The organism is Shewanella halotolerans, from assembly GCF_019457535.1.
Taxonomy (GTDB): domain Bacteria; phylum Pseudomonadota; class Gammaproteobacteria; order Enterobacterales; family Shewanellaceae; genus Shewanella; species Shewanella halotolerans.
Window position 1 is genome coordinate 228,471 of the sequence record NZ_CP080417.1, and the last position, 20,678, is coordinate 249,148.

Below are 20,678 nucleotides of genomic sequence, written 5' to 3' on the forward strand. Positions count from 1 at the left end.
GGTAGAATGGAACAGATTCAGGTTGAACTTGGAGTACGCAGTTACCCTATTTTTATTGGCCAGAATCTCCTCGAAAATAGCGAACACTTCTCAAGCTATCTTCAGGGCAAAAAAATTCTTATCGTGACTAATGACACAATAGCGCCTCTGTATCTTGCTAAGGTACAGGCGCTATTGGCTTCCTACCTATGTGCCGATCCTGTCATCTTACCCGATGGCGAACAATACAAGACACTGTCGCAGATGGATGCGATTTTTACCTCAATGCTGGCGCAGAACATGGGGCGTGATTCTGTATTAATTGCCCTGGGTGGTGGTGTAATCGGCGACATGACAGGCTTTGCGGCCGCCTGTTATCAACGCGGCGTAGATTTCATTCAGATCCCAACGACCTTGTTATCACAGGTCGATTCTTCCGTGGGGGGCAAGACTGCCGTCAACCATCCCATGGGTAAAAACATGATAGGCGCCTTCTATCAGCCTAAGATGGTTGCCATAGACACGGCATGTTTACATACTCTGCCGGCCCGAGAATTTGCCGCAGGCATGGCCGAGGTGATTAAGTATGGCATCATCTGGGATGGCTCATTTTTCAGTTGGTTAGAGCAGAATGTCGAGGCGCTCAAGTCGCTGGACGAGACTGCACTCACCTATGCCATCGCCAAATGCTGTCAGATTAAGGCAGACGTCGTGGCGCAAGATGAGACTGAGCAAGGCGTACGCGCCCTGTTGAATCTTGGCCATACCTTTGGTCACGCCATAGAGGCCGAGATGGGCTATGGTATCTGGCTCCATGGCGAAGCTGTGGCAGCTGGCACAGTACTTGCTGCACAAACTGCATCTAAGATGGGGCTGGTCGATGAGTCAATTGTTTGTCGAATCGAAGCGATATTCGAGGCATTTGACCTACCAACGCAGGCTCCTGAGGCGATGAACTTCGAACAGTTCATTAAGCATATGCGGCGTGACAAGAAAGTGCTGAATGGAAAACTCAGATTGGTTCTGCCAAAGGCCATAGGTCAGGCAGAGGTGTATGGCGAGGTTTCCGAGTCCCTTCTGCAAGAGGTCATTAGCCGCGCCTAGTTTGTGTGGTGATTAAGTGACGTTTCAAACAGCTATTCTCTTACCCAGTCAGGAGTCTCTGCTACATAGGCTGCAGCATGTGGTGCTCTATGGCCAGCAGTTGACTGTGTTGACGGGTGACTCTGGCGCAGGCAAGACCACACTCACCACGGCGCTGGTGGATACCTTGGATGACGTCAGTTCGGCCTTGGTCGTGTGTCCTCAGCATGTCGATAGCGCCGAGATCCGCCGTAAGATACTGGTTCAGCTGTTAACCGAGCCGGTTTTCGACGACGAAGTGCCACTGCCTGAAACCCTGCTGCGTCTCGGTGATGCCTTACCCTCACACAGCCATATCGTGCTCGATGATGCCCAATACCTGCCCCTAGAGCTGTGGGCGGAATGTATCATATTGAGTCAGTTGAGCTTAGCGGGCAGAAAACTCTCACTGACAATGACCGCCCCGGCAGACTACTTGAATCAGATCTTAGCTCAGCTGCCTGAGACTCAGCGTCCACTTTTGTTGCCCGTCGCCATTTCGCCGTTAACCTTACCGGAACGTGAGGGGCTGTATTACACCTTGTTGCATCGCAGCGAGGAGACTACTTTCACGCCACGGGAGATAGTCAAAGATCAACTCCAACGTCAGCAAGGAACACCGGCGGAGGTGGTGAATCTGCTCTATCTGGCATTGCATGGTGAGCCTGCAGCGCCTAAGAAAAGGCCTTGGCCTGTCTATTTGGCCATTGGAGCCTGCACGGTATTTCTGCTTGCCAGTCTCTATTGGTTATGGGATGAACCTGAAGAGATGATTGCCAAGCCTAAGGTGCAGACGGTTGCGGCCGTTCGCGCTGCAGGATTTAACACTCACTATGGTCGACAGTTGTTGAGTGACTATTTTGATGCGCGATCACAATCATATGAAGTGGCGAGTAAAGAGGCCGAGCTTGCGGCCCATATCACTGAACAGAAAGCGCAGCCAGGGACAAAGTCAGAAGCAAAGCCAGAACAAGAATTAGAAACTCTGGCTGATGGCCAAGTTGGTATGCAGGTAAATGCTCAGCCTGATCTTCAGTCAGATGAGACTCCACAACCTCAGCTAGAAGCCAAGCTGGAGCATTCACAATCTGAAGCGCTTTCTACACAAACGCAGGAGCAGCAGATTGAGTCACCTGCCGAGTTGAAAGTTGCTCAAAAGCCTGTCGAAATCTTTGCTGCTGCACAGGTAAGTGAGCCAATGGAATCTCGTAGGCGTCAGATTTCGACAGCCCTATTGCCACACCCAGAAGGCTATACGCTGCAGCTGGCGACGGTGAAACGTCTGGAGTCCCTCGATGCCACCATTGCCAAGCTGCCCGATGTTAATCAGGTACAGATCGCTCGTTATAAAAGCTACTGGGTGCTCCTCTATGGTCAGTACACAGACAGGCAGGCGGGTAAGCAGGCGGCGTTCGATTTAGCCCAGACGGCTCAGTTACCGTCACCATGGTTGAGGGCCTGGGTAGATTTATCCGGTTATGAGCTGCAACAAGGGACTGTGAGCCGTGAAATTCATTAATAAACAGAGTACAATCGACAACTTGTTTTCATTGTGCACTCAATCGATTTAGATGATTAAAAAACAGAGAGCCTTCTTAAAGTGGGCTGGCGGAAAATTTAAACTGGTTGATGCGCTCACCCAGCACCTTCCCGAAGGTGACAGATTGGTGGAGCCCTTTGTTGGTGCAGGCTCGGTATTTCTCAATACCCAATACAAGCGCTATCTCTTGTGCGACATCAATCAGGATCTGATCAATCTCTATCAGATAGTGCAATCCACACCTGAAAAATATATCACAGAGGCCAAGGCGATGTTTGTCGAAGCCAAGAATGATAAAGAAGTCTATTACCAGGTGCGCAGTGAATTCAATCAGACCCGGGACCCCTTCCTGCGCTCTGTCTATTTTCTTTATATGAACCGCCACGGGTTTAATGGTCTGTGTCGTTACAACTCGAAGGGCGGCTTCAATGTGCCCTTTGGTTCATACAAGAAGCCCTATTTTCCCGAAGAGGAGATCAAGGCCTTTGCCGATAAGGCACAGGTGGCCGAGTTTAAGTGCATAGGTTATGAAGAGGCTTTCGATCTGACTCAGCCAGGCGATGTTGTCTATTGCGACCCACCTTACGCACCACTGTCAACCACGGCCAGCTTTACTACCTATGTGGGTTCGGGTTTTAGCCTGGACGATCAGGCGTTGCTGGCTCGCAAGTCGCGTCATACGGCGATCGATAGAGGCATCCCTGTGCTCATCAGTAACCATGATATTCCCCTGACGCGGGAGCTGTATCATGGCGCCAGATTCGACACCATTCAAGTGCAGCGAAATATCAGCCAAAACGGCAACAGTCGTAAGAAGGTCGATGAGCTGATGGCACTGTATGACGACAGCTACCACAGCGAAAACGATTAAGCCCAAGCCTTAAGGTATTAATTAAGGAATTAGTTAAGGTAATTAACTAGGCTGTTAATCGAGGCTAGGCCAGCACCAGTTTCACGATAAAGATGAGTGAAGCGACCAGGGCGATGGCTAGTAGAATCCCCATCACAATAAAGGGCACCGGCGAGCGGGACTGAAAGTCGCGAACGCGGTTTTGCTCTGTCTGCACGCCAAAGAAGGCGGCCAGGGTGCTCAGAAAGAGTTGCAGCAAGAGAGGGCCTAGAGGCGCTGTTTGCTGGTGGGGGTAACGTCGTCCATGGGCGTGTCTTGATGACCATGGAGCAGCTCGAGCAGATCGACAAAGTGCAATTGATTAGAGCGGCTTCGACCCGTTAACCAATTACTCCAACTGACATTATCTGCCTGCTGGGCACAGCGGTTATTGGGGTGACTGGCGGGAAGTGAGGAGTTGTAGCTGGCGTTGCTATCGCACACGCAGGCCAGGCTGGCCTCATCTTCACTGAGACTCTGAACGCCAATGGCGGTAAAGCCAACAACAGCGGCGGTGACGGTAAATACCGTTGCCGATTTCATCTTGGCTGAAGCTTTGGCCTTATCTCTCATCTCTACATCCTGTGAACATGGAAACCCCTAATCAGAGCATTATAGCAAAGGCGTTTATATTTTGAACATAATTTTTCGATGAGGCGATTGGCCGCCAGTGAAATTTACTCAATTCTGAACCAGAACACGTTTAATCCGGTATCGCCTATAGAGGCTAGGCTTGGCTATAAGGTAGAATAGCGTAATTCTTATTCAGATTAGTGAGTTTATCATGCGTCCATTTCTAATTGCTCCCTCTATCTTATCTGCCGACTTTGCCCGTCTCGGGGAAGATGTCGAGGCCGTACTCAAGGCCGGTGCCGATGTGGTTCACTTCGACGTGATGGATAACCATTATGTGCCTAACCTGACCATAGGCCCTATGGTGTGTAAGGCGCTGCGTGATTATGGTGTGACCGCCGATATCGACGTGCACCTCATGGTGAAGCCTGTGGATCGCATCATTCCCGATTTCGTCGACGCCGGCGCCTCTATCATCACCTTCCACCCTGAGGCCTCTGAGCATATCGATCGCACCCTGCAGCTGATCAAGGAATCTGGCTGTAAGGCTGGCCTGGTATTCAACCCGGCGACCCCACTGCACTATCTGGATCATGTGATGGATAAGCTGGACGTGATCCTGCTGATGTCGGTAAACCCTGGTTTCGGTGGCCAGTCCTTTATCCCGTCGACACTGGATAAACTGCGCCAGGTGCGTGAGCGTATCGATGCCAGCGGTTTCGATATTCGCTTAGAAGTCGACGGTGGCGTCAAGGTCGACAATATCGCCGAAATCGCGGCGGCGGGTGCCGACATGTTCGTTGCTGGTTCGGCGATTTTCAACAAGCCAGACTACAAGGCGGTGATCGACGAGATGCGCAGCGAGCTGGCTAAGGTCGATGCCTAAGTATGAAAGCCCAATCTATTAAGGCGATCGCCTTCGATCTCGACGGCACGCTTATCGACAGCGTGCCGGATCTGGCCGCCGCCACTCAAGGCATGCTCGCCGAGCTTGCCTTGCCGCTGTGCGACGAGGATCAGGTGCGAAGCTGGGTAGGCAATGGCGCCGCCAAGCTGGTGGAGCGTGCGCTGACCTTCGCCCGCGGTGAGGCGGCAACACAGGCCGATATCGACGCCGCCATGCCGCTGTTTAGCAAGCATTACGAGGCAAACCTGCAGCAGCACAGCCGACTCTATGATGGTGTTAAGTCTGTACTCGAGCAGCTGGTGTCGCTGGGTTATCAGTTGGCGATTGTCACCAATAAGCCCTATCGATTCACCGTGCCTCTGCTGGAGGCCTTCGGCATCGCTCACCTGTTTAATCAGGTGTTGGGGGGCGATTCGCTGGAGAAGATGAAGCCAGATCCCCTGCCGCTGACGCACCTCAAACAGGCATGGCAGCTCGAAGATGAGCAGCTTTTGATGGTGGGTGACTCCCGAAACGATATTTTAGCGGCGAAAGCGGCGGGTATTTCCTCGATCGGCTTGACCTACGGGTACAACTACGGTGAAGATATTGGGCTCAGCGGCCCGACGGCCGTTTGTAACACATTTAGCGAAGTATTGGCGCAGATAACAGACAGCCAAATAGCATTGGAGCAATAAATTTTATGACTAAACCTATTGTGCTTAGCGGTGCCCAACCGTCAGGTGAATTGACCATTGGTAACTACATGGGTGCACTACGTCAGTGGGTTGCGATGCAAGATAGTCATGATTGCCTATATTGTGTGGTCGATCTGCATGCCATTACCGTACGCCAAGATCCGCAGAAGCTGCGTGACGCCTGTTTAGATACCCTGGCCCTATACCTGGCCTGTGGTGTCGATCCTAAGAAGAGTACCGTCTTCATCCAGTCGCAGGTACCTCAGCACACTCAGCTGGGTTGGGCGCTGAACTGCTACACCCAGATGGGTGAGCTGAGCCGCATGACACAGTTTAAGGACAAGTCGCAGAAGCATGCCAACAACATCAACGTCGGCCTGTTCGGCTATCCGGTATTGATGGCGGCAGATATCCTGCTGTACCAGGCAAACGAGATCCCTGTGGGTCAAGATCAGAAGCAACACCTTGAACTGACTCGTGATATCGCGACACGTTTCAACAATGCCTATGGCGAGACCTTCACCATTCCCGAGCCTTTCATTCCTGAGCTGGGTGCCAAGGTGATGTCGCTGCAGGATCCATTGAAGAAGATGTCTAAGTCTGACGACAACCGCAACAATGTGATCGGCCTGCTGGAAGATCCTAAAGCGGTCATGAAAAAGCTGAAGAAGGCGATGACAGACAGCGACGAGCCGCCAGTAGTGCGTTTCGATGTCGAAAACAAGCCAGGCGTCTCTAACCTGCTGAGCCTGATGTCAGGCGTGACAGGTCAGAGCATTGCGAGTTTGGAAGCTGAGTTCGAAGGTAAGATGTACGGTCATCTTAAAGTGGCTGCCGGTGAGGCGGTTGTCGGCATGCTTGAGCCGCTGCAGGAGCGCTTCAAGGAGTACAGAGCCGATCAGAGCTTCCTCAATCAGGTGATGCACGAAGGTGCCGAGAAGGCTCAGGCCCGCGCCGAAGTGACCCTGAAGAAGGTCTACGAGAAGATAGGTCTTCTGCTCTAATCGAATGTGTGAAAAAGCCGGCAGCAGCCGGCTTTTTTTATGGATAAATATTAAGGCGGACTCGCTAATGCTGCTGGGTCAACCAGTGGACGAATGCGGCGATGGCAGGTTCCTGTAGGCGGCGCTGCTTGCAGAGGAAGTTAAACTCGAACCCTGTATCTATGCCGGCAAAGGGCAACGCCACCAGGCGCTGCCTGGCGATATCATCCAGCACCATGAAGTCTGAGGCCAAGGCCACCCCCTGACCGGCAATCGCGGCCTCGATCGCCATCAACACATGACTGAAGAGCTGCTGCTGGTGTTCCTTGGGGTTTGGTAGCTGGTTATGTTGACACCAACGCTGCCAGTCCAGCCCCAGCGGTCCCTCATCTACGGTGAGCAGCTGCTGGGCGCTGAGCCAGTCGAGATCCAGCTTGTCGCCGCTGCCAATAAGTTCCGGGCTGCAGACGGGGATCAAGCGCTCGGCGTGCAGTAGCTGTTGCCAGTAGCCCTTCTGATCTTGCTGGCCCGTGATAAACATGTCGGCGCTGCTGTGGGACAGCACAGGATCTTCGGTGATCATATCCAGGCGCACCTGAATTCCTGGATGTAGGCGGCGAAAGCCGCTGAGCCTGGGGATCAACCATTTCACCGCGAAGGAACTGTAAACCGCCAGGCGCAGCGCCTCTGGCTTCTCGCCCAGTAACCTGAGGTTGAGCTCTCCCAGCTCGTTGAAGATCCTCGCCGTCTCCTGAGACAGCTGCTCGCCCTTGTCGGTGAGTCTCAGGCTGCGGCCCTCGCGCCTGAACAGGGGCAGGGCGAAGTGTTCCTCCAGCAGACGAACCTGATGAGACACCGCACTCTGGGTAATACACAGCTCCTGCGCGGCCCGGGAGAAGTGCTGCAAACGGGCGGCCGCCTCGAACACCTGCAGTGCCCTGAGTGGGGGGATCTTTCTCATCTACTGTCTCCTATACCTGTCTCAATAGATGAATTTAATTCATCTATAATAAGAAATCATCATTTTAGCTACAGTATCTTGCTCGCTATCATGCAGCCAGATGATTCTTGATGATGGAGGCTGTGATGCAGCGCAATCTGATGTTAGGCCTCGGCCTCTTGCTGCTGGGGAATGTGTTTAGCGCCCTCTATGATGTGTCGATCAAGTGGCTGCCAGCGCAGAGCGATGCCACCATGTTCCTGCTGCTGCGCCAGGTGACGGCGATCGTGATGATGCTGCCGCTCTGGTTGTATGCAGGTAGGCCGAGAACCGCCTACTTGAAGCTACACATGATTCGGGCCAATAGCGGCGCGGTCGGCGGACTCTTGCTGATCCTCGGCTTGATTTCCCTGCCTCTGGCGACGGTTAGCTCGCTGTTCTATTCAGCGCCCTTGATGATCATCGTCATGGGCATGCTGTTCCTCAAGGAGCGACTCAGTAGCCAGCAGATCCTGGCGACTGTGCTAGGTTTCATAGGTATTCTTATCATACTCAGGCCGAGCGAGATGAACCTGGCGGCGCTGGCGGTATTGGTGTCGGCCATTGTCTTTGCGGCTAATCAGCTGATGCTGAGATGGCTACCCAGCAGCGAGGCGGCGAGCGTCACGGTGATCTGCTACAACCTCTTGAGCCTGCCCTTGGTGATAGGATTCGCCGCCTGGCAGGGATTCGCGGGCTTTAGTTGGCCTGTATTGGCTATTGCTGTGCTGAGCAATATTTTCCTGCTCGTCTATCAGCTCTTTAGCGTGCTGGCCTACCGCAAGGCCCAGGCGGGCGAGATAGCCGTTGCCGAATACAGCGGCTTGCTGTTCTGTGTGTTGTTTGGCTGGCTCTGGTTCGACGAGTGGCTGGATCCTTTAGGCTGGCTGGGCGCCGGCCTGATCGTGTTGCCGACCATACTGTTGCCTGTGCTGATGCAAAGATGGCGTAAGGTGAGGAAAGCCAGGCTCGCCTAGGCGCAGCAAGCGCCCGGCGTGCTAGCTGTTTGGCGTATCGAAGACCTTGATGACCTTGCGTACACCGGCCGTGTTACGGGCGATATCCACCGCCAGTTCGGCCTGATCGCGACTCACGACACCGAGGAGGAAGACCTCGCCATTTTCGGTGATCACCTTGATGCGGGTGACATCCAGATCTTTGTCGTTGAGCATACGCGTCTTCACCTTGGTGGTTATCCAGGTGTCGTTGCTGCGGGTGGTGAAGGAGGTCGGGTTACCTATGCGGATCTGATTGTGGATCTTGCCGCCCAGGTTAAGTTTTTGCACTGTGTTGATCGCCTTGTCACGCAGCATTGAGCTGGGTGCCTGGCCTATCATGAGCACGTTGCCGTTCATCGCCACACCTGTGATATTGGTTTGGTTCTTAATATCTTCGTGGGCCGCCAGGGCACTGGCGATCTGAAAATCGGCGTTGGTGTCGTCCAGCTGGGTTGAGAAGCTGCGTTCATCGTTGGCCATCATGGCCCCACCCACTGCGCCGACCATCACGGCCCCGGCGCAGCCTTGTAACAGCAAGAGTATGGCTAGGATTGGGAGCAGAGCTCTCATGCCTGGTCATCCTGGGGGAAGAGGGTGCGGTCGATGTTGTCGCACAGGCAGTGGATCACTAACAGATGCACTTCTTGAATACGCGCGGTGACGTTTGAAGGCACGCGTACCTCTACGTCGTTTGTGCCCATCAGGCCGGCCATGGCACCGCCATCCTTACCCGTGAGGGCCACGATTGTCATGTCACGGCTCAGCGCCGCTTCCATCGCCTTGATCACGTTACCCGAGTTACCACTGGTCGAGATGGCCAGCAAGATGTCTCCTGGTTGACCCAGCGCCAAAATCTGCTTAGAGAAGATCTCGTCATAGCTGTAGTCGTTACCGATAGCGGTAATGGTCGAGGTGTCGGTTGTCAGGGCGATGGCCGGTAGTGGCGGACGCTCGATCTCGTAGCGGTTCAACAGCTCGGCAGAGAAATGCTGGGCATCGCCGGCGCTGCCGCCATTACCACAGGCTAAGATCTTGTTGCCGCCAAGCAGGCACTGCACCATCATCTCGGCCGCTTTCTCAATAGACTCAGGCAGCGCCTCAGCCGCATCGATCTTGGTCTGGATTGAGTGGGTAAAACTGTCTTTAATACGTTCTAACATGGAATTATCCTTCAAAAATAAAACTGTTTAACAAGCCTTCACTTGCATAGTGGTGGCGAAGTGGAGCACTAAAAGGCGTTGGTGATCCACTGAATGTCATCGCCATCTATGGCCAGGAGATCGAAGCGACACTGCGCATCTATCTGATTGAGCTGCATATAATGGCTTGCCGCTCGATTAAGCCTTGCTATCTTGCCTCGGCTAACTGCCTGTACCGCACCGCCAAACTGTTTCGATTGGCGGTATTTTACCTCAATAAAAATCCATTTGTGACCTTGGCGCATTATGAGGTCAATTTCGCCAAATGGGTAGCGTACGTTTCGTTCGACCAGTTTGAGCCCCTGTTGTTCCAGATAGGCCAGCGCGCGATCTTCCGCCTGCTGCCCCTTGGTGAGGTGCTCGGCATTCGTCATAGGGGTCTCAAATTGCCTCGCTTGTAACGTCCCCAGCTGAGCTGACGGTTAATCGTACCATCTGGCGACACAGAAAGCAGGCCGCTGCGACCCGAGTACTGGTAGCCGGGCAAAGCGCGCATCTGGGCCAGCTTGCTCACCAGTTGCAGGGCATCGAATCCCATCACATACAGGCGTTTCTGGCTGTTACCCCAGGTCGGCCAGAGACGGGCGACCTCGGCGGTTTCGGCGTTAGTCTCGATCAACCAGGGAATATCGCTGATGGTCAGGTTATTCAGCTCCTGGGCGGCGGTGCGTGATTGGCTCTCGATACGGCTGCGGCTGGTGGTGTATAGCGGCACAGGTTCGGCAAACACGCTGAAATTTACGTCGATAAAGGGTTTGAGCAGCGGCAGATCTTGGTTGCTGGCGATCATATAGATGGCGTCGATATCGCGGCGGGATCTAAAGTCGGCCTCGATCCTATTGCCCAGTAGCGCCTTGATGCGGGCGATACGCTCCTTACTGTCGATCACCCCAAGGGACTTCTGCACAGTGACCTTCATCTCGTCGCCGCGCTTGTAGTAGTGGATCTCGGCCTCTTCATGGGTAAGTTCTTGCCATTTACCGTTAAAGGCCTCGGCCATGCGGCGACCCACTGCGTCGTCGCTGGCGAGCAGCAGCGGCTTCTCTATGCCGTCATTGTAGAGCTTCTGCGCGGCATCTACCGCCTCGTCGGTGGGCGAGAGGGCGAAGAAGAACTGGTCGTTCGACGGCGTGAAGCTGTCCACATGGTTGAGGAACAGCTGGGGCACCTTAGGCTGTACTTGAGCTTGAGCTTGAGCTTGAGCTTGAGCCTGAGCTTGAGAGCCAGGCTGCTGTTGACCATTGGCCTGCTGGCTGGCTTTCTGTTCCGCCTGTATCAGACTCTCCACCTCAGACTGTAACAGTGGGCCTATGATGAAATCGGCACCGGCGGCAATCGCCTGCTGCTGTGCAAGCTCGGCGCCTTGGGCCGTGTCGAAGAAGTTAACCGATACCGAGTCGTCCGGATTGGTCAGGTAGCTGGAGATGATCCCCTGTTTGACCGTGTCGGCGATGGCGGCTCTCGGGCCTGTGAGCGGCAGCAAGACGGCAATCTTCTTTGGCTTGTAGGGCTTAGTATTCAGCGCGCGCTCCAGATCCGTTGGCAGCTTCTTGGCGCCCGGATGGCCTGGGTTGTCCTGCTGCCAGTTACCCAGTTGCTGCACCAATTGCTGAGGGTCTATGGCATAATGCTTGGCGATGTAAGCCAGCTGCAGCCAGCCGGCAAAGATGGGGTTGCTGCTATCCTGACTAAAGGCCAGCAGTGTCTGCTCGTGCAGGGGCTGTAATATGCCCCAGATCTCGTCGTTGACTTCACTCGCCTCGGTGCTCGGCAGATAAGTCGCCAGCAGAGTGAGTTCTTTTGCTTGCTCGATTGGCGATTTGCTCAGCTGAAACAGACGCGCCTTGAGTTGATGGTAGGAGACCATCTGCCAGTTGGCGAGTCGCCACTGACTGGGGTAATTGAGTTGAGCCAGGGCCTGATCATAGTTCGCCGTCTGCTCCAGCACTCTAGCGCTCAGATACCTGTGTTCGGCCAGTATCTCGGGTTTGTTGACCAGGCTAGGCTTAACGGCCGCTAGCGTCTTGCTGGCATTGCCCGTGTCGCCTTGATTGATAAAGGCGTGAGCGGCGAGCAGCATCAAACGGTTCTTCTGTTCGGCATCGGTAGCCTGCTTGGCATCCGCCAGGTACTCTGCAGGGCTTTGGGTGGCATTCACCAAAGAAACTTGGGTGCTGGTTTCTTTCACTGGGGTTGGCGCCGTGGCACAACCGAATAATACTGTGGCCAACACAGCGGCGGAGATTAATTTAGTTGTATTCAGTCTTTTTAACACAGGACTTCACTCTGGTAAGATGCTGGCTGTAGTTTAACCTTCTCTTACGCCTGACGAAAGTCTTGTGACAATCATTACAGAGGTAGATATGGACCTGTCGGTCGCACTTTACATAGTTCCTACTCCAATCGGTAACCTTGGAGACATCAGCAGCCGTGCCCTGGAGGTATTGAATCAGGTCTCCCTTATCGCCTGTGAGGACACCCGCCATAGCGGTAAATTGCTGAGCCATTTCGGCATAGAGACCCGCAAGACGGCGCTGCATGATCACAACGAGCGCGACCGGGCCCAGGGGATCATCCAGAAGCTGGCCAATGGTGAGTCTGTGGCGCTGATCTCCGATGCCGGTACGCCGCTGATCTCCGACCCTGGTTATCATCTGGTGTCACAGGTGCGTGAAGCCGGTTTCAATGTTGTGCCCCTGCCGGGCCCCTGTGCGGCCATCACGGCGCTTAGCGCCTCGGGTCTGCCGTCGGATCGCTTCTCGTTCGAGGGTTTTCTGCCCGCCAAGGAGAAGGGACGTCTCGATAAGCTGACCGAGCTTAAGGAAGATCCCCGCACCCTGATCTTCTACGAGTCGCCACATCGCATCGTTCACAGCCTAACCTCTATCGTGACGGCGCTTGGCGGCGATCGTCAGGTGGTGATGGCCCGTGAAGTCACCAAGACCTTCGAGACCTTCCTCTCTGGCCCCGCCGCCGAGGTGTTGGCAAAAGTGAGTGAGGATCCCAATCAGCAGAAGGGTGAAATTGTGCTCATGTGCCACGGTCATCGCACAGATGAAGATGCCGGCGTGCCCGCCCAGGCGCTGGAGACGCTTAAGTTACTGAGTCAGGAGCTACCGCTGAAGAAGGCATCGGCGCTGGCGGCGCAGATCCATGGGCTGAAGAAGAACGCCCTCTATAAGCTGGGCCTCGAGCTGGATCTCTAGTCGACAACTAGTCGGTAGGCGTCACGCCAATATAAGGTGGTGCGCCGCGTCGCATTAGGCTATAATCCGCGCCGAGTTGGCCAGACAGTTGCCGCGCTCAATAGAGCGGGGAGGAAAGTCCGGGCTTCATAGAGCAGGGTACCAGGTAACGCCTGGGCGGTGTGAACCGACGACAAGTGCAGCAGAGAGAAGACCGCCAATCTTCGGATTGGTAAGGGTGAAAGGGTGCGGTAAGAGCGCACCGTGCGGCTGGTAACAGTCCGTAGCAAGGTAAACTCTACCCGAAGCAAGACCAAATAGGGTTCCACTATTCTTAGGAATTAATGCGTGGCTCGCGTTGGAACCGGGTAGGTCGCTTGAGCCTGTGAGCGATTGCAGGCCTAGATGAATAACTGTCCACGACAGGACCCGGCTTATCGGCCAACTCAACACATTAGTAAGGCCCGTTTGTTTATGACAGACGGGCCTTTTCTTTTTCAGAGCCAATTTCCCGCAGCCGATCTCTCAGGATCTTAATAAGGCATGCTCTTTGGGGCAAAATCTGTTTGTGGTAAGCGGATCGGCTGCATCTGATATTTTTGGTAGATCTTATTCAAGCGTCCTTCCTGTAACAGCCTGACAAACAGGTGATTAAACTGGCGTACCGTCTCGCTGTCGGTAAAGGCCTTGTTGAAGGCGACACAGTATAAAATTGCCCTTTCGGCACTGAGATAATGCAGCTGGCTCAAGCCAACCTGTTCGGCGTAGAAGCGGCCCACATCCTTGTTGACATAGTAGGCGTCGAACCTGCGTTTTTGCAGCATGCGCATCGGCAGGGCATCTCCCTGAGGATAGATGTCGGTGAGCAGGGGCGGCTGCGACAGCTGCTTGAGTTTTTCCTGTTGGCGCATGAGCGAGGTATAAGTGTTGGAGGGGCCATAGACGCCAATCACCTTACCCGCCAGCTGACTCAGGTCGGTGATCGGAAAGTCATTTAAGGTGTAGAAGCCGTATTCCGTCTGCACCAGCGGCAGAGAGAACCACATGGACTCGGCCCGCTCCCGGTTCCAACCGAGAAAGATCCCCTTAGCCTCGCCGCTGGAAAACATGTGCATTGCCCTGCGGTAGGGACGAATCGAGATGTCGCAACGCCCAGGCCATTGCAGGCAGACCGCCTGGGTGAGTTCCACCAATATCCCCTGGGCCCGGCCTCGATTGTCCTCATAACTAAAGGGGGCGAAATCGTGATAGACGATATTGAGATTGCTTGCCTTGGCCCATACGGAAAGCGGCAGCTGCAAGAGCATGATCAATGACAGTATTCTGAGTTTTGGCGAGATCATGATGCGCGTTATACCTTTATGGCCACGACATCTATCAGTTTAGTCGCTGGGCAGGGATCTGCGCTTGGGTTAAAAATGGGTCTTAACCTGGAAGCGCCACTCCCAGCTGTTCACCTCGGCGCCGCTGGTAAAGGGGAGAGTGAGATCTATGTGGGCTACGTTGCCATAGCTGGAGCGGGAGGAGTAGATGCGGGCGCCTATGCCGACGCTGCCGATGGGGCCGGAGGTTTCATTGTCTTGATCCGGGCCGCCGCTGGCCTGGCCGACATCAGTAAAGACCGCCCAGCCGAGCTCTGCCAGTTGATACAGGTTGATGTTGGGATAGTTTCTGATCTCGGCACTCAGTAACCATTGGTTGTCACCATGCTGGTAGTCGTTGGGGTATCCGCGCACGCCAGTGTTGTCGCCTATGGCGAAAGTCGCGTCCAAGTAGTTGTTTTGCGAGGTGCTTAGGCGCACCTTGGAGTAGGCGGTCCACTTGGGATTGATCTGATAGAAGTACTCGGCGGTGGCGTTGACCTTAAAGTAGTCGGGCTGGCTGGTGGCGAATACCCCTTCGCCATCCATTCTGAGCAAGATCAGCTGATCGTCGCCCTTATAGCCACGGGAGGAGTACCAGTTGACATGATAGCCCAGGGGGTTGCTGCCAGCCGTGTCCTGGGTCTCCAGGCCGAGTTTGACATAGTGTTGCCAGCCCAGGTTGAAGTCCTCGTTATAGTTGATCAGATAGACGTTATTGAGCACCTTGTAGTCGTCTTCGATAAACTGATAGGCGACCCAGGGGTAGAGGAAGTCCCTGTCCTGGGGTAGCTCGCTGGTGGGGAACTGTGGGATATTGGCGAAGCTATGTTTGTCCTGGGTTACCCCGACTATGATGCGCGAGCGCCAGTCGTCCACCTTGTTCAGGCGCCAGCCATATTGGGCGTTGGCGTACTCCACCTTATGTTCAAACTCGTTCACGTCGAAGCCGTTATGCCTGATAGTGTCGGTGCGCAGATCATCGATAAAATGGCCCGAATACATGTCTTTGGTATCCAGACGATAGAAGGGCTTAGTGAAGTCTAAGATGGTGGCCTGGCCGTCGCTGTTGTCGTAGAAGTTGGCGGTGAGGGTCGAGTGTTTCACCAGCCAGTCGGTGGGCACGCGAAAGGCCAGCTGATAGCCGGTGCGATCGGCGGTCGACTTATATTTCAGGCGGGTGCGTACCCCAAGCCCCAGCAGGTTGTCCTCTTTGATGCCGACGGAAAACTTGCTCTCGCCGCCGCTGTGACCGGCGCTGAAGGTGGGCAGCAGCGACCAGTTGTCCCAGGTTTCCACCAGTATGGTCTCGCCTTCGCCTGTCTCCTCTGCACTGGCTTCTGGGTCGCGCTGGGCAAAGTTGATCCTGGCATCGCGAATATAGGGCTCATATCGCAGGATGCGCTGGGCCTCGTCGAGATCCTTCTGCGACACCTTGTCCTTATCGTTGAAGCTGAGTTTGTTGAGTATGGTCGACTCCCGCGTGTTGATATGCAGGTAGTTGGCCCAGCGATGGATAAAGAAGGCGTCGGGAGCCGACTCGTCGAAGATGGTGTTGCTGACCACCACTATCTTGTTGATCGACTTCTTCTGGTTGAGCTGCACCTCGTCGGCGGGGCTGCTGCCGCCCGAGTTGAGCTGCTGAGTCGATACATTTGCGTCTACCGCTTTATCTGACGCGCTTGTTAGCTGTGGCTCGGCCGCACACAGGCCGCTCGCCAATAGGCAGCCAAACAGCAGAGAGTAGCGCGCACCGGTCAGCATAGCGATCATCCTTATCTTTGCTTTTATCGTTAAGGAGAACTCAGGGGGTTATAAGTCAGACACAATTTAATAACACACCCGCAACGCTAAATAGTCAAGCGGCGAAGATAAAATAAGCTGATGATTTTACTTGCGCAAATCCTGATGCAGGCGCCTAGGCCGCATCAGGACTTGGCTGATCAATTAGAGGGTACGGCGCGGTGGTACGGCGACGTTGGCAAAGATGAGTCCGGCGATGAGCGACATGAAGATCAGGAAGATCTGCGTGCCTATGTGGGACTGGTTGAGCATGGTCTCGCCGAGGATAAGAGTATTGAGGCCAATATAGGTCTTACTGCCGGGTACCAAGATCACTATTCCCTGCAGCAGGGCGATGGAGGCGGGCGACTTCATCCAGCGGGCATAGAGGTTCGAGTAGATCCCCACCGCCAGGGCGCCGAAGAAGATACCGATAGATTCTCCCAGATAGATCCCGGCCAGCATGGCGGAGAAGAAGGCGACGATACCGGCAAATATTCCCCAGGGAGAGTCTTTTAGTCTGGCCTTGAAGATGATCACCAGCGCAGTGGAGAGCAGCGGCACGGCAGACCAGATAGCCCAGCGTGGCAGAGGTTCTGGCTCGAAATAGATTGCCTCACCAAAGATGGCGTTGCCTATCACCATGCCGAAAATGGCGCCGAAATAGAGTTTAAATAGTAACATGGAGGCGTCCATGATACGCGCTGTGCCCGAGATAAGATCCCGCGCCGCCAGCTCGGCCAGCCCCAGTGTCAGTGCCAGCCCGGGGATAAAGACTATGATGCCCGAGAGGATCACCACGGGGATATTGATATAAGGGTCGAAGTAGGCGATGCCGCAGGCGGCGATGGCGCATAAGATGGCGGCCAAGGGCTCAAGGGTCTCGGCCATGCGTTTGGAGTGCTCGGCGCGGTAGACCAGGCCATAGACCATGAAGCCGAGCAGCGCCGACCAGAAGACATCGTTCCAGCTGGTGCCCATCAACATGGCGAAGGCGCCGGCCGAACAGCCAAAGGCCAGCAGGGTCAGCAAGGGACCATAGGGATTAGGCTTATTAGCGATCTCTTCGAGTCGCTCCAGTGCCTCGGTCAGGGTGCGCTTACCAGACAGTACCTCTTCCACCAACTCGTCGGTACGGGCCAGGGAGCCCAGATCCAGCTCGCCAGGCTTAACGCGCGCCATATGGTTGTACTCCTGATCCGTATCGTGTTGCAACACAAAGGTCATGGAGGTTGGTGAGATCAGAAAGTAACCCTCGATACCTAAGACCTTAGAGATCGATTGCAGATGAGCCTCTAGACGGTAGGCAGGGGTACCAAACTTGTGCAGCGCTTTACCTAATTTTATGATAAATCTGCGTTTTTCAAGAAACTCTGCGTTATCCAATTGTACAGTCCATGATGGTGAAATCTGGGGGTGGTGCTCAAGCGAGCGCATCTTAACCTATCTTGTACCAAAAAGGTTAATGGCTTGGGAATTTTTTTAAATTCGGGTTAAGTTAGCCAAGGGCAGGATTTCAAGGCACTTTTCGCTGGCCTGTCCAAGCTTTCAGCTAATAGGGCTAAAGGCTGTTATTTGCCAGGGTTGCAGTCTGGCGTGAATTAAATTGGTGTCATTAAGGATAGAGATATGTCGGTAAGCGTTTCGGGATTTTATATTGCTCTCACGGCCATCATGGCGGTGTTTTTCACCTATCGCGTGGTGCGCCTCAGGCGCGGACTCAAGATAGGCCTGGGCTCAGGTGGCAGCGAAGAGCTACGCCTCGCCAACCGGGTACATGCCAACCTCATCGAGAACGCCCCGATGGCGCTGCTATTGTTGCTACTCGCCGAGCTTAACGGCCTGGCGCCCGTCTATCTGCATGCTGCAGGCACCGTTTGGCTGGTGGCGCGCATCCTACACGCCATAGGTCTGACCCAGGGGCGTGGCGGCTATCACTTCGGTCGTTTCTGGGGCGTGCTGCTCAGCTGGCTGGTGATACTGGCCCTGGCGGTGGTGAATCTGTTTTATTTCATCTTGGCATAGAAAATCGCCATTATTGCTGCTTTTTTGTTCACGCTTAAGCAGGTTTCGCTGTTATACTCCGCCTCCTTTTAGTGGTCGCCGCTTGGCGACTACACTTACTCTTTAGTTTGAAAGTTAGGCAGTATCATACATGCAGGTCGAATCCACACTCTTTACTTATCCCAAGTATCTGGGCCGCAATGAAAAGCCGGCGCCCTTCTTGCCTATGTCGCGCAAGGAGATGGCCAAGCTGGGCTGGGATAGCTGTGACATCATTATCGTCACGGGTGACGCCTATGTAGATCATCCCAGCTTCGGGATGGCGGTGATCGGCCGTATGCTGGAGGCCCAGGGCTTCAGGGTCGGCATCATCTCTCAGCCAGATTGGTCGAGCAAAGAGGATTTCATGAAGTTGGGTAAGCCCAACCTCTACTTCGGTGTGACCGCGGGTAACATGGATTCGATGATCAACCGCTACACCGCCGAGCGCCGTCTGCGTCATGACGATGCCTACACGGCCGGTAACGTGGGCGGTAAGCGTCCGGATCGCGCCGTGACCGTCTATACCCAGCGCTGTAAAGAAGCCTACAAGCAGGTGCCTGTGGTGATCGGCGGTATCGAGGCCAGCCTGCGCCGCATCGCCCACTATGACTATTGGTCAGATAAGGTGCGCCGCTCGGTGATCTTAGACGCCAAGGCCGATATCTTGGTTTACGGTAACGCCGAGCGCCCGCTGGTAGAGCTGTCCCATCGTCTTGCCGCCGGTGAGAGTGTCGGTGACATCCATGATGTGCGCGGCACTACAGTGATCCGTAAAGAGCCCCTGTATGGCTGGAAGGGGATGGATTCGCGCAAGCTGGATCAGCTGCACAAGATAGACCCTATTCCTAACCCTTATGGCGCCGACGACGTGGGTTGTCAGAATCTCTCCGGCCCAAGCGACGTCAAGGTGTTCGATAACGACGCACCTAAGCCTATTTCGGTGCAGCCGCCACGACCTAAGCCTTGGGAGAAGACCTATGTCTTGCTGCCAAGCTATGAGAAGGTCGCCGGCGACAAGTATCTCTATGCCCATGCTTCGCGCATTTTGCACCAGGAGCAGAACCCGGGCTGTGCCCGTGCCCTGTTCCAGCCCCATGCCGAACGCGCCATCTGGGTCAATCCACCGGCCTGGCCGCTCAATACCGACGAGATGGACGGTGTGTTCGACCTGGCTTACAAGCGGGTACCGCACCCCGTGTATGGCAAGGAGAAGATCCCCGCCTATGACATGATCAAGACCTCGATCAACATCATGCGTGGCTGCTTCGGCGGATGCTCCTTCTGCTCTATTACCGAGCATGAGGGCCGCATTATCCAGAGCCGCTCGCAAGATTCGATCATCAAAGAGATCAAGGATATTCAAGACAAGGTGCCAGGATTCACCGGGGTGATCTCGGATCTCGGCGGCCCGACTGCCAACATGTACCGCCTGGGCTGTACCTCGGTGAAGGCCGAGAGTACCTGTCGCCGACTCTCCTGTGTGTTCCCCTCAATCTGTGGCCACTTAGATACCGACCATCAGGCGACGATCGATCTCTATCGCGCCGCTCGCGACGTGCCAGGCATCAAGAAGGTGCTTATCGCCTCGGGCGTGCGTTACGACCTGGCAACTGAAGACCCGCGCTATGTGAAGGAGCTGGCCAGTCACCATGTGGGCGGTTACCTGAAGATCGCCCCCGAGCATACCGAAGAGGGCCCGCTGAATAAGATGATGAAGCCGGGCATGGGCACCTATGACAAGTTCAAGGAGCTGTTCGACAAGTACTCTGCCGAGGCGGGCAAGAAGCAGTATCTGATCCCTTATTTCATCTCGGCCCACCCGGGCACCACGGATGAGGATATGGTGAATTTGGCGCTCTGGCTCAAGGGCGAGAAGTTTAAGCTGGATCAGGTGCAGAACTTCTATCCGTCGCCTATGGCTAATGCCACGACGATTTATCATACCGAGCTGAACTCGCTGAAAAACGTCAAGCACAGCAGTGAGACTGTTGAGGTACCTAAGGGCGGCCGTCAGCGTAAGCTGCACAAGGCGCTGCTGCGTTATCACGACCCGGCCGGTTGGCCGATGATCCGTGAAGCCCTGATCAAGATGGGCAAGGAACATCTTATCGGTGGCGGGGTGAACTGTCTGGTGCCGGCGGAGACCCGTCAGGAACGTCAGGGCCATCGAGCCAAGGCGACCAAGACGCCTGCGGGTAAGAAGGCGGTAACTCGTTTTAGCGCTAACCAGTTCGATGAGCGTAAGGGTAATGGTCAAGGCAATGCTCAAGGTAAGAGCCAAGGTAAGGGCGTCTCTGGCAAGGGAAGCACGGGCAAAGGTGGCGCGGGCAAAGCAAGTGCAGGCAAGGCTGGCAAGCGTCCAATGAAGAATGCCTGGGGCACCACGCCTAAGCATCAACGCTAAACCATCGCTGGTCAAAACGATGAAAAAAGGGGAGTATCTAATGACTCCCCTTTT

The 20,678-nt window shown here is 54.7% G+C and carries 20 protein-coding genes and 1 other RNA gene; 11 read left to right on the top strand and 10 right to left on the bottom strand.

Annotated elements, in window-relative coordinates; genetic code table 11:
- Positions 1-6 precede the first annotated feature (6 nt).
- Genes aroB through K0H81_RS01135 form a run of 3 tightly spaced genes read left to right on the top strand, consistent with a single transcriptional unit; the run spans position 7 to position 3,512 of the window.
- Entirely contained in the window at positions 7-1,083 is a 1,077-nt protein-coding gene (gene aroB, locus K0H81_RS01125) for a 3-dehydroquinate synthase (RefSeq protein WP_220059600.1), read from the top strand.
- 16 nt (positions 1,084-1,099) lie between these two features.
- Entirely contained in the window at positions 1,100-2,620 is a 1,521-nt protein-coding gene (locus tag K0H81_RS01130; protein ID WP_220059601.1) for an AAA family ATPase, read from the top strand.
- Positions 2,621-2,672: 52 nt separating this feature from the next.
- Positions 2,673-3,512, top strand: coding sequence for a Dam family site-specific DNA-(adenine-N6)-methyltransferase (locus tag K0H81_RS01135; RefSeq protein WP_144203900.1), 840 nt, complete (start codon positions 2,673-2,675; stop codon positions 3,510-3,512).
- Between the two features lie 64 nt (positions 3,513-3,576).
- Here K0H81_RS01135 and K0H81_RS01140 read toward each other — a convergent pair whose 3' ends face one another.
- Together K0H81_RS01140 and K0H81_RS01145 are read right to left on the bottom strand one after the other, a co-directional pair.
- Entirely contained in the window at positions 3,577-3,750 is a 174-nt protein-coding gene (locus K0H81_RS01140) for a DUF2970 domain-containing protein (protein ID WP_011864024.1), read from the bottom strand.
- An 8-nt stretch (positions 3,751-3,758) separates the two neighbouring features.
- Positions 3,759-4,103: a hypothetical protein gene (locus tag K0H81_RS01145; RefSeq protein ID WP_144203899.1), complete on the bottom strand. Its 345-nt coding sequence runs from the start codon at positions 4,101-4,103 to the stop codon at positions 3,759-3,761.
- Positions 4,104-4,314: 211 nt separating this feature from the next.
- Here K0H81_RS01145 and rpe point away from each other — a divergent pair, with 211 nt between their 5' ends.
- The 3 genes from rpe to trpS are packed head-to-tail and all read left to right on the top strand — an operon-like array spanning position 4,315 to position 6,691.
- The gene (gene rpe / locus K0H81_RS01150) at positions 4,315-4,989 is read left to right on the top strand and encodes a ribulose-phosphate 3-epimerase (RefSeq protein ID WP_011864026.1); all 675 of its coding nucleotides are present in this window, start codon (positions 4,315-4,317) and stop codon (positions 4,987-4,989) included.
- Between the two features lie 2 nt (positions 4,990-4,991).
- Entirely contained in the window at positions 4,992-5,687 is a 696-nt protein-coding gene (locus K0H81_RS01155) for a phosphoglycolate phosphatase (RefSeq protein WP_220059602.1), read from the top strand.
- A gap of 5 nt (positions 5,688-5,692) precedes the next feature.
- Entirely contained in the window at positions 5,693-6,691 is a 999-nt protein-coding gene (gene trpS / locus K0H81_RS01160; protein ID WP_011864028.1) for a tryptophan--tRNA ligase, read from the top strand.
- A 64-nt stretch (positions 6,692-6,755) separates the two neighbouring features.
- On the opposite strand, the gene K0H81_RS01165 is transcribed toward trpS, so the two are convergent.
- Positions 6,756-7,631, bottom strand: a complete 876-nt coding sequence (locus tag K0H81_RS01165; protein WP_220059603.1) for a LysR substrate-binding domain-containing protein — start codon at positions 7,629-7,631, stop codon at positions 6,756-6,758.
- A gap of 125 nt (positions 7,632-7,756) precedes the next feature.
- On the opposite strand from K0H81_RS01165, the gene K0H81_RS01170 reads away from it, so the two are divergent.
- On the top strand, positions 7,757-8,626 hold the full coding sequence (locus tag K0H81_RS01170; RefSeq protein WP_220059604.1) for a DMT family transporter: 870 nt from the start codon (positions 7,757-7,759) through the stop codon (positions 8,624-8,626).
- Between the two features lie 21 nt (positions 8,627-8,647).
- Here the strand turns inward: K0H81_RS01170 and dolP are convergent, their stop codons facing one another.
- From dolP to K0H81_RS01190, 4 genes are all read right to left on the bottom strand, one after another.
- The gene (dolP, locus tag K0H81_RS01175; protein ID WP_220059605.1) at positions 8,648-9,217 is read right to left on the bottom strand and encodes a division/outer membrane stress-associated lipid-binding lipoprotein; all 570 of its coding nucleotides are present in this window, start codon (positions 9,215-9,217) and stop codon (positions 8,648-8,650) included.
- Positions 9,214-9,807: a phosphoheptose isomerase gene (locus tag K0H81_RS01180; RefSeq protein ID WP_011864032.1), complete on the bottom strand. Its 594-nt coding sequence runs from the start codon at positions 9,805-9,807 to the stop codon at positions 9,214-9,216. Before K0H81_RS01180 ends, dolP begins: the two co-directional genes overlap by 4 nt.
- A gap of 68 nt (positions 9,808-9,875) precedes the next feature.
- On the bottom strand, positions 9,876-10,220 hold the full coding sequence (locus K0H81_RS01185; protein ID WP_220059606.1) for a YraN family protein: 345 nt from the start codon (positions 10,218-10,220) through the stop codon (positions 9,876-9,878).
- Positions 10,217-12,121: a penicillin-binding protein activator gene (locus K0H81_RS01190; RefSeq protein ID WP_220059607.1), complete on the bottom strand. Its 1,905-nt coding sequence runs from the start codon at positions 12,119-12,121 to the stop codon at positions 10,217-10,219. The genes K0H81_RS01185 and K0H81_RS01190 overlap by 4 nt, the downstream gene beginning before the upstream one ends.
- A gap of 88 nt (positions 12,122-12,209) precedes the next feature.
- Here K0H81_RS01190 and rsmI point away from each other — a divergent pair, with 88 nt between their 5' ends.
- Positions 12,210-13,052 carry a 16S rRNA (cytidine(1402)-2'-O)-methyltransferase gene (gene rsmI / locus K0H81_RS01195; RefSeq protein WP_144203920.1) on the top strand — a complete coding sequence of 281 codons (843 nt, stop codon included), beginning with the start codon at positions 12,210-12,212 and terminating at the stop codon, positions 13,050-13,052.
- A 72-nt stretch (positions 13,053-13,124) separates the two neighbouring features.
- Positions 13,125-13,484: RNase P RNA component class A (gene rnpB / locus K0H81_RS01200), an RNA gene on the top strand.
- Between the two features lie 80 nt (positions 13,485-13,564).
- Here rnpB and K0H81_RS01205 read toward each other — a convergent pair.
- The 3 genes from K0H81_RS01205 to K0H81_RS01215 form a co-directional block, all read right to left on the bottom strand.
- The gene (locus K0H81_RS01205) at positions 13,565-14,374 is read right to left on the bottom strand and encodes a substrate-binding periplasmic protein (RefSeq protein ID WP_220059608.1); all 810 of its coding nucleotides are present in this window, start codon (positions 14,372-14,374) and stop codon (positions 13,565-13,567) included.
- Positions 14,375-14,443: 69 nt separating this feature from the next.
- Entirely contained in the window at positions 14,444-16,156 is a 1,713-nt protein-coding gene (locus K0H81_RS01210; RefSeq protein WP_220059609.1) for a ShlB/FhaC/HecB family hemolysin secretion/activation protein, read from the bottom strand.
- Between the two features lie 183 nt (positions 16,157-16,339).
- Positions 16,340-17,560 (bottom strand): threonine/serine exporter family protein, encoded by a 1,221-nt coding sequence (locus K0H81_RS01215; protein WP_220059610.1) that lies wholly within the window; start codon positions 17,558-17,560, stop codon positions 16,340-16,342.
- Between the two features lie 243 nt (positions 17,561-17,803).
- Between K0H81_RS01215 and K0H81_RS01220 the strand changes: the two genes are divergently transcribed.
- Complete coding sequence (locus K0H81_RS01220; RefSeq protein WP_011864039.1) at positions 17,804-18,199, top strand: MAPEG family protein; 396 nt, start codon at positions 17,804-17,806, stop codon at positions 18,197-18,199.
- 130 nt (positions 18,200-18,329) lie between these two features.
- On the top strand, positions 18,330-20,624 hold the full coding sequence (locus K0H81_RS01225) for a YgiQ family radical SAM protein (RefSeq protein WP_220059611.1): 2,295 nt from the start codon (positions 18,330-18,332) through the stop codon (positions 20,622-20,624).
- Positions 20,625-20,678: the final 54 nt, after the last annotated feature.

Coding starts and splice junctions, on each gene's coding strand:
- aroB (WP_220059600.1), top strand. CDS start 7: ATGGAACAGATTCAGGTTGAACTTGGAGTACGCAGTTACCCTATTTTT.
- K0H81_RS01135 (WP_144203900.1), top strand. CDS start 2,673: ATGATTAAAAAACAGAGAGCCTTCTTAAAGTGGGCTGGCGGAAAATTT.
- K0H81_RS01145 (WP_144203899.1), bottom strand. CDS start 4,103: ATGAGAGATAAGGCCAAAGCTTCAGCCAAGATGAAATCGGCAACGGTA.
- rpe (WP_011864026.1), top strand. CDS start 4,315: ATGCGTCCATTTCTAATTGCTCCCTCTATCTTATCTGCCGACTTTGCC.
- K0H81_RS01155 (WP_220059602.1), top strand. CDS start 4,992: ATGAAAGCCCAATCTATTAAGGCGATCGCCTTCGATCTCGACGGCACG.
- trpS (WP_011864028.1), top strand. CDS start 5,693: ATGACTAAACCTATTGTGCTTAGCGGTGCCCAACCGTCAGGTGAATTG.
- K0H81_RS01165 (WP_220059603.1), bottom strand. CDS start 7,631: ATGAGAAAGATCCCCCCACTCAGGGCACTGCAGGTGTTCGAGGCGGCC.
- K0H81_RS01170 (WP_220059604.1), top strand. CDS start 7,757: ATGCAGCGCAATCTGATGTTAGGCCTCGGCCTCTTGCTGCTGGGGAAT.
- dolP (WP_220059605.1), bottom strand. CDS start 9,217: ATGAGAGCTCTGCTCCCAATCCTAGCCATACTCTTGCTGTTACAAGGC.
- K0H81_RS01180 (WP_011864032.1), bottom strand. CDS start 9,807: ATGTTAGAACGTATTAAAGACAGTTTTACCCACTCAATCCAGACCAAG.
- K0H81_RS01185 (WP_220059606.1), bottom strand. CDS start 10,220: ATGACGAATGCCGAGCACCTCACCAAGGGGCAGCAGGCGGAAGATCGC.
- rsmI (WP_144203920.1), top strand. CDS start 12,210: ATGGACCTGTCGGTCGCACTTTACATAGTTCCTACTCCAATCGGTAAC.
- K0H81_RS01205 (WP_220059608.1), bottom strand. CDS start 14,374: ATGATCTCGCCAAAACTCAGAATACTGTCATTGATCATGCTCTTGCAG.
- K0H81_RS01210 (WP_220059609.1), bottom strand. CDS start 16,156: ATGCTGACCGGTGCGCGCTACTCTCTGCTGTTTGGCTGCCTATTGGCG.
- K0H81_RS01220 (WP_011864039.1), top strand. CDS start 17,804: ATGTCGGTAAGCGTTTCGGGATTTTATATTGCTCTCACGGCCATCATG.
- K0H81_RS01225 (WP_220059611.1), top strand. CDS start 18,330: ATGCAGGTCGAATCCACACTCTTTACTTATCCCAAGTATCTGGGCCGC.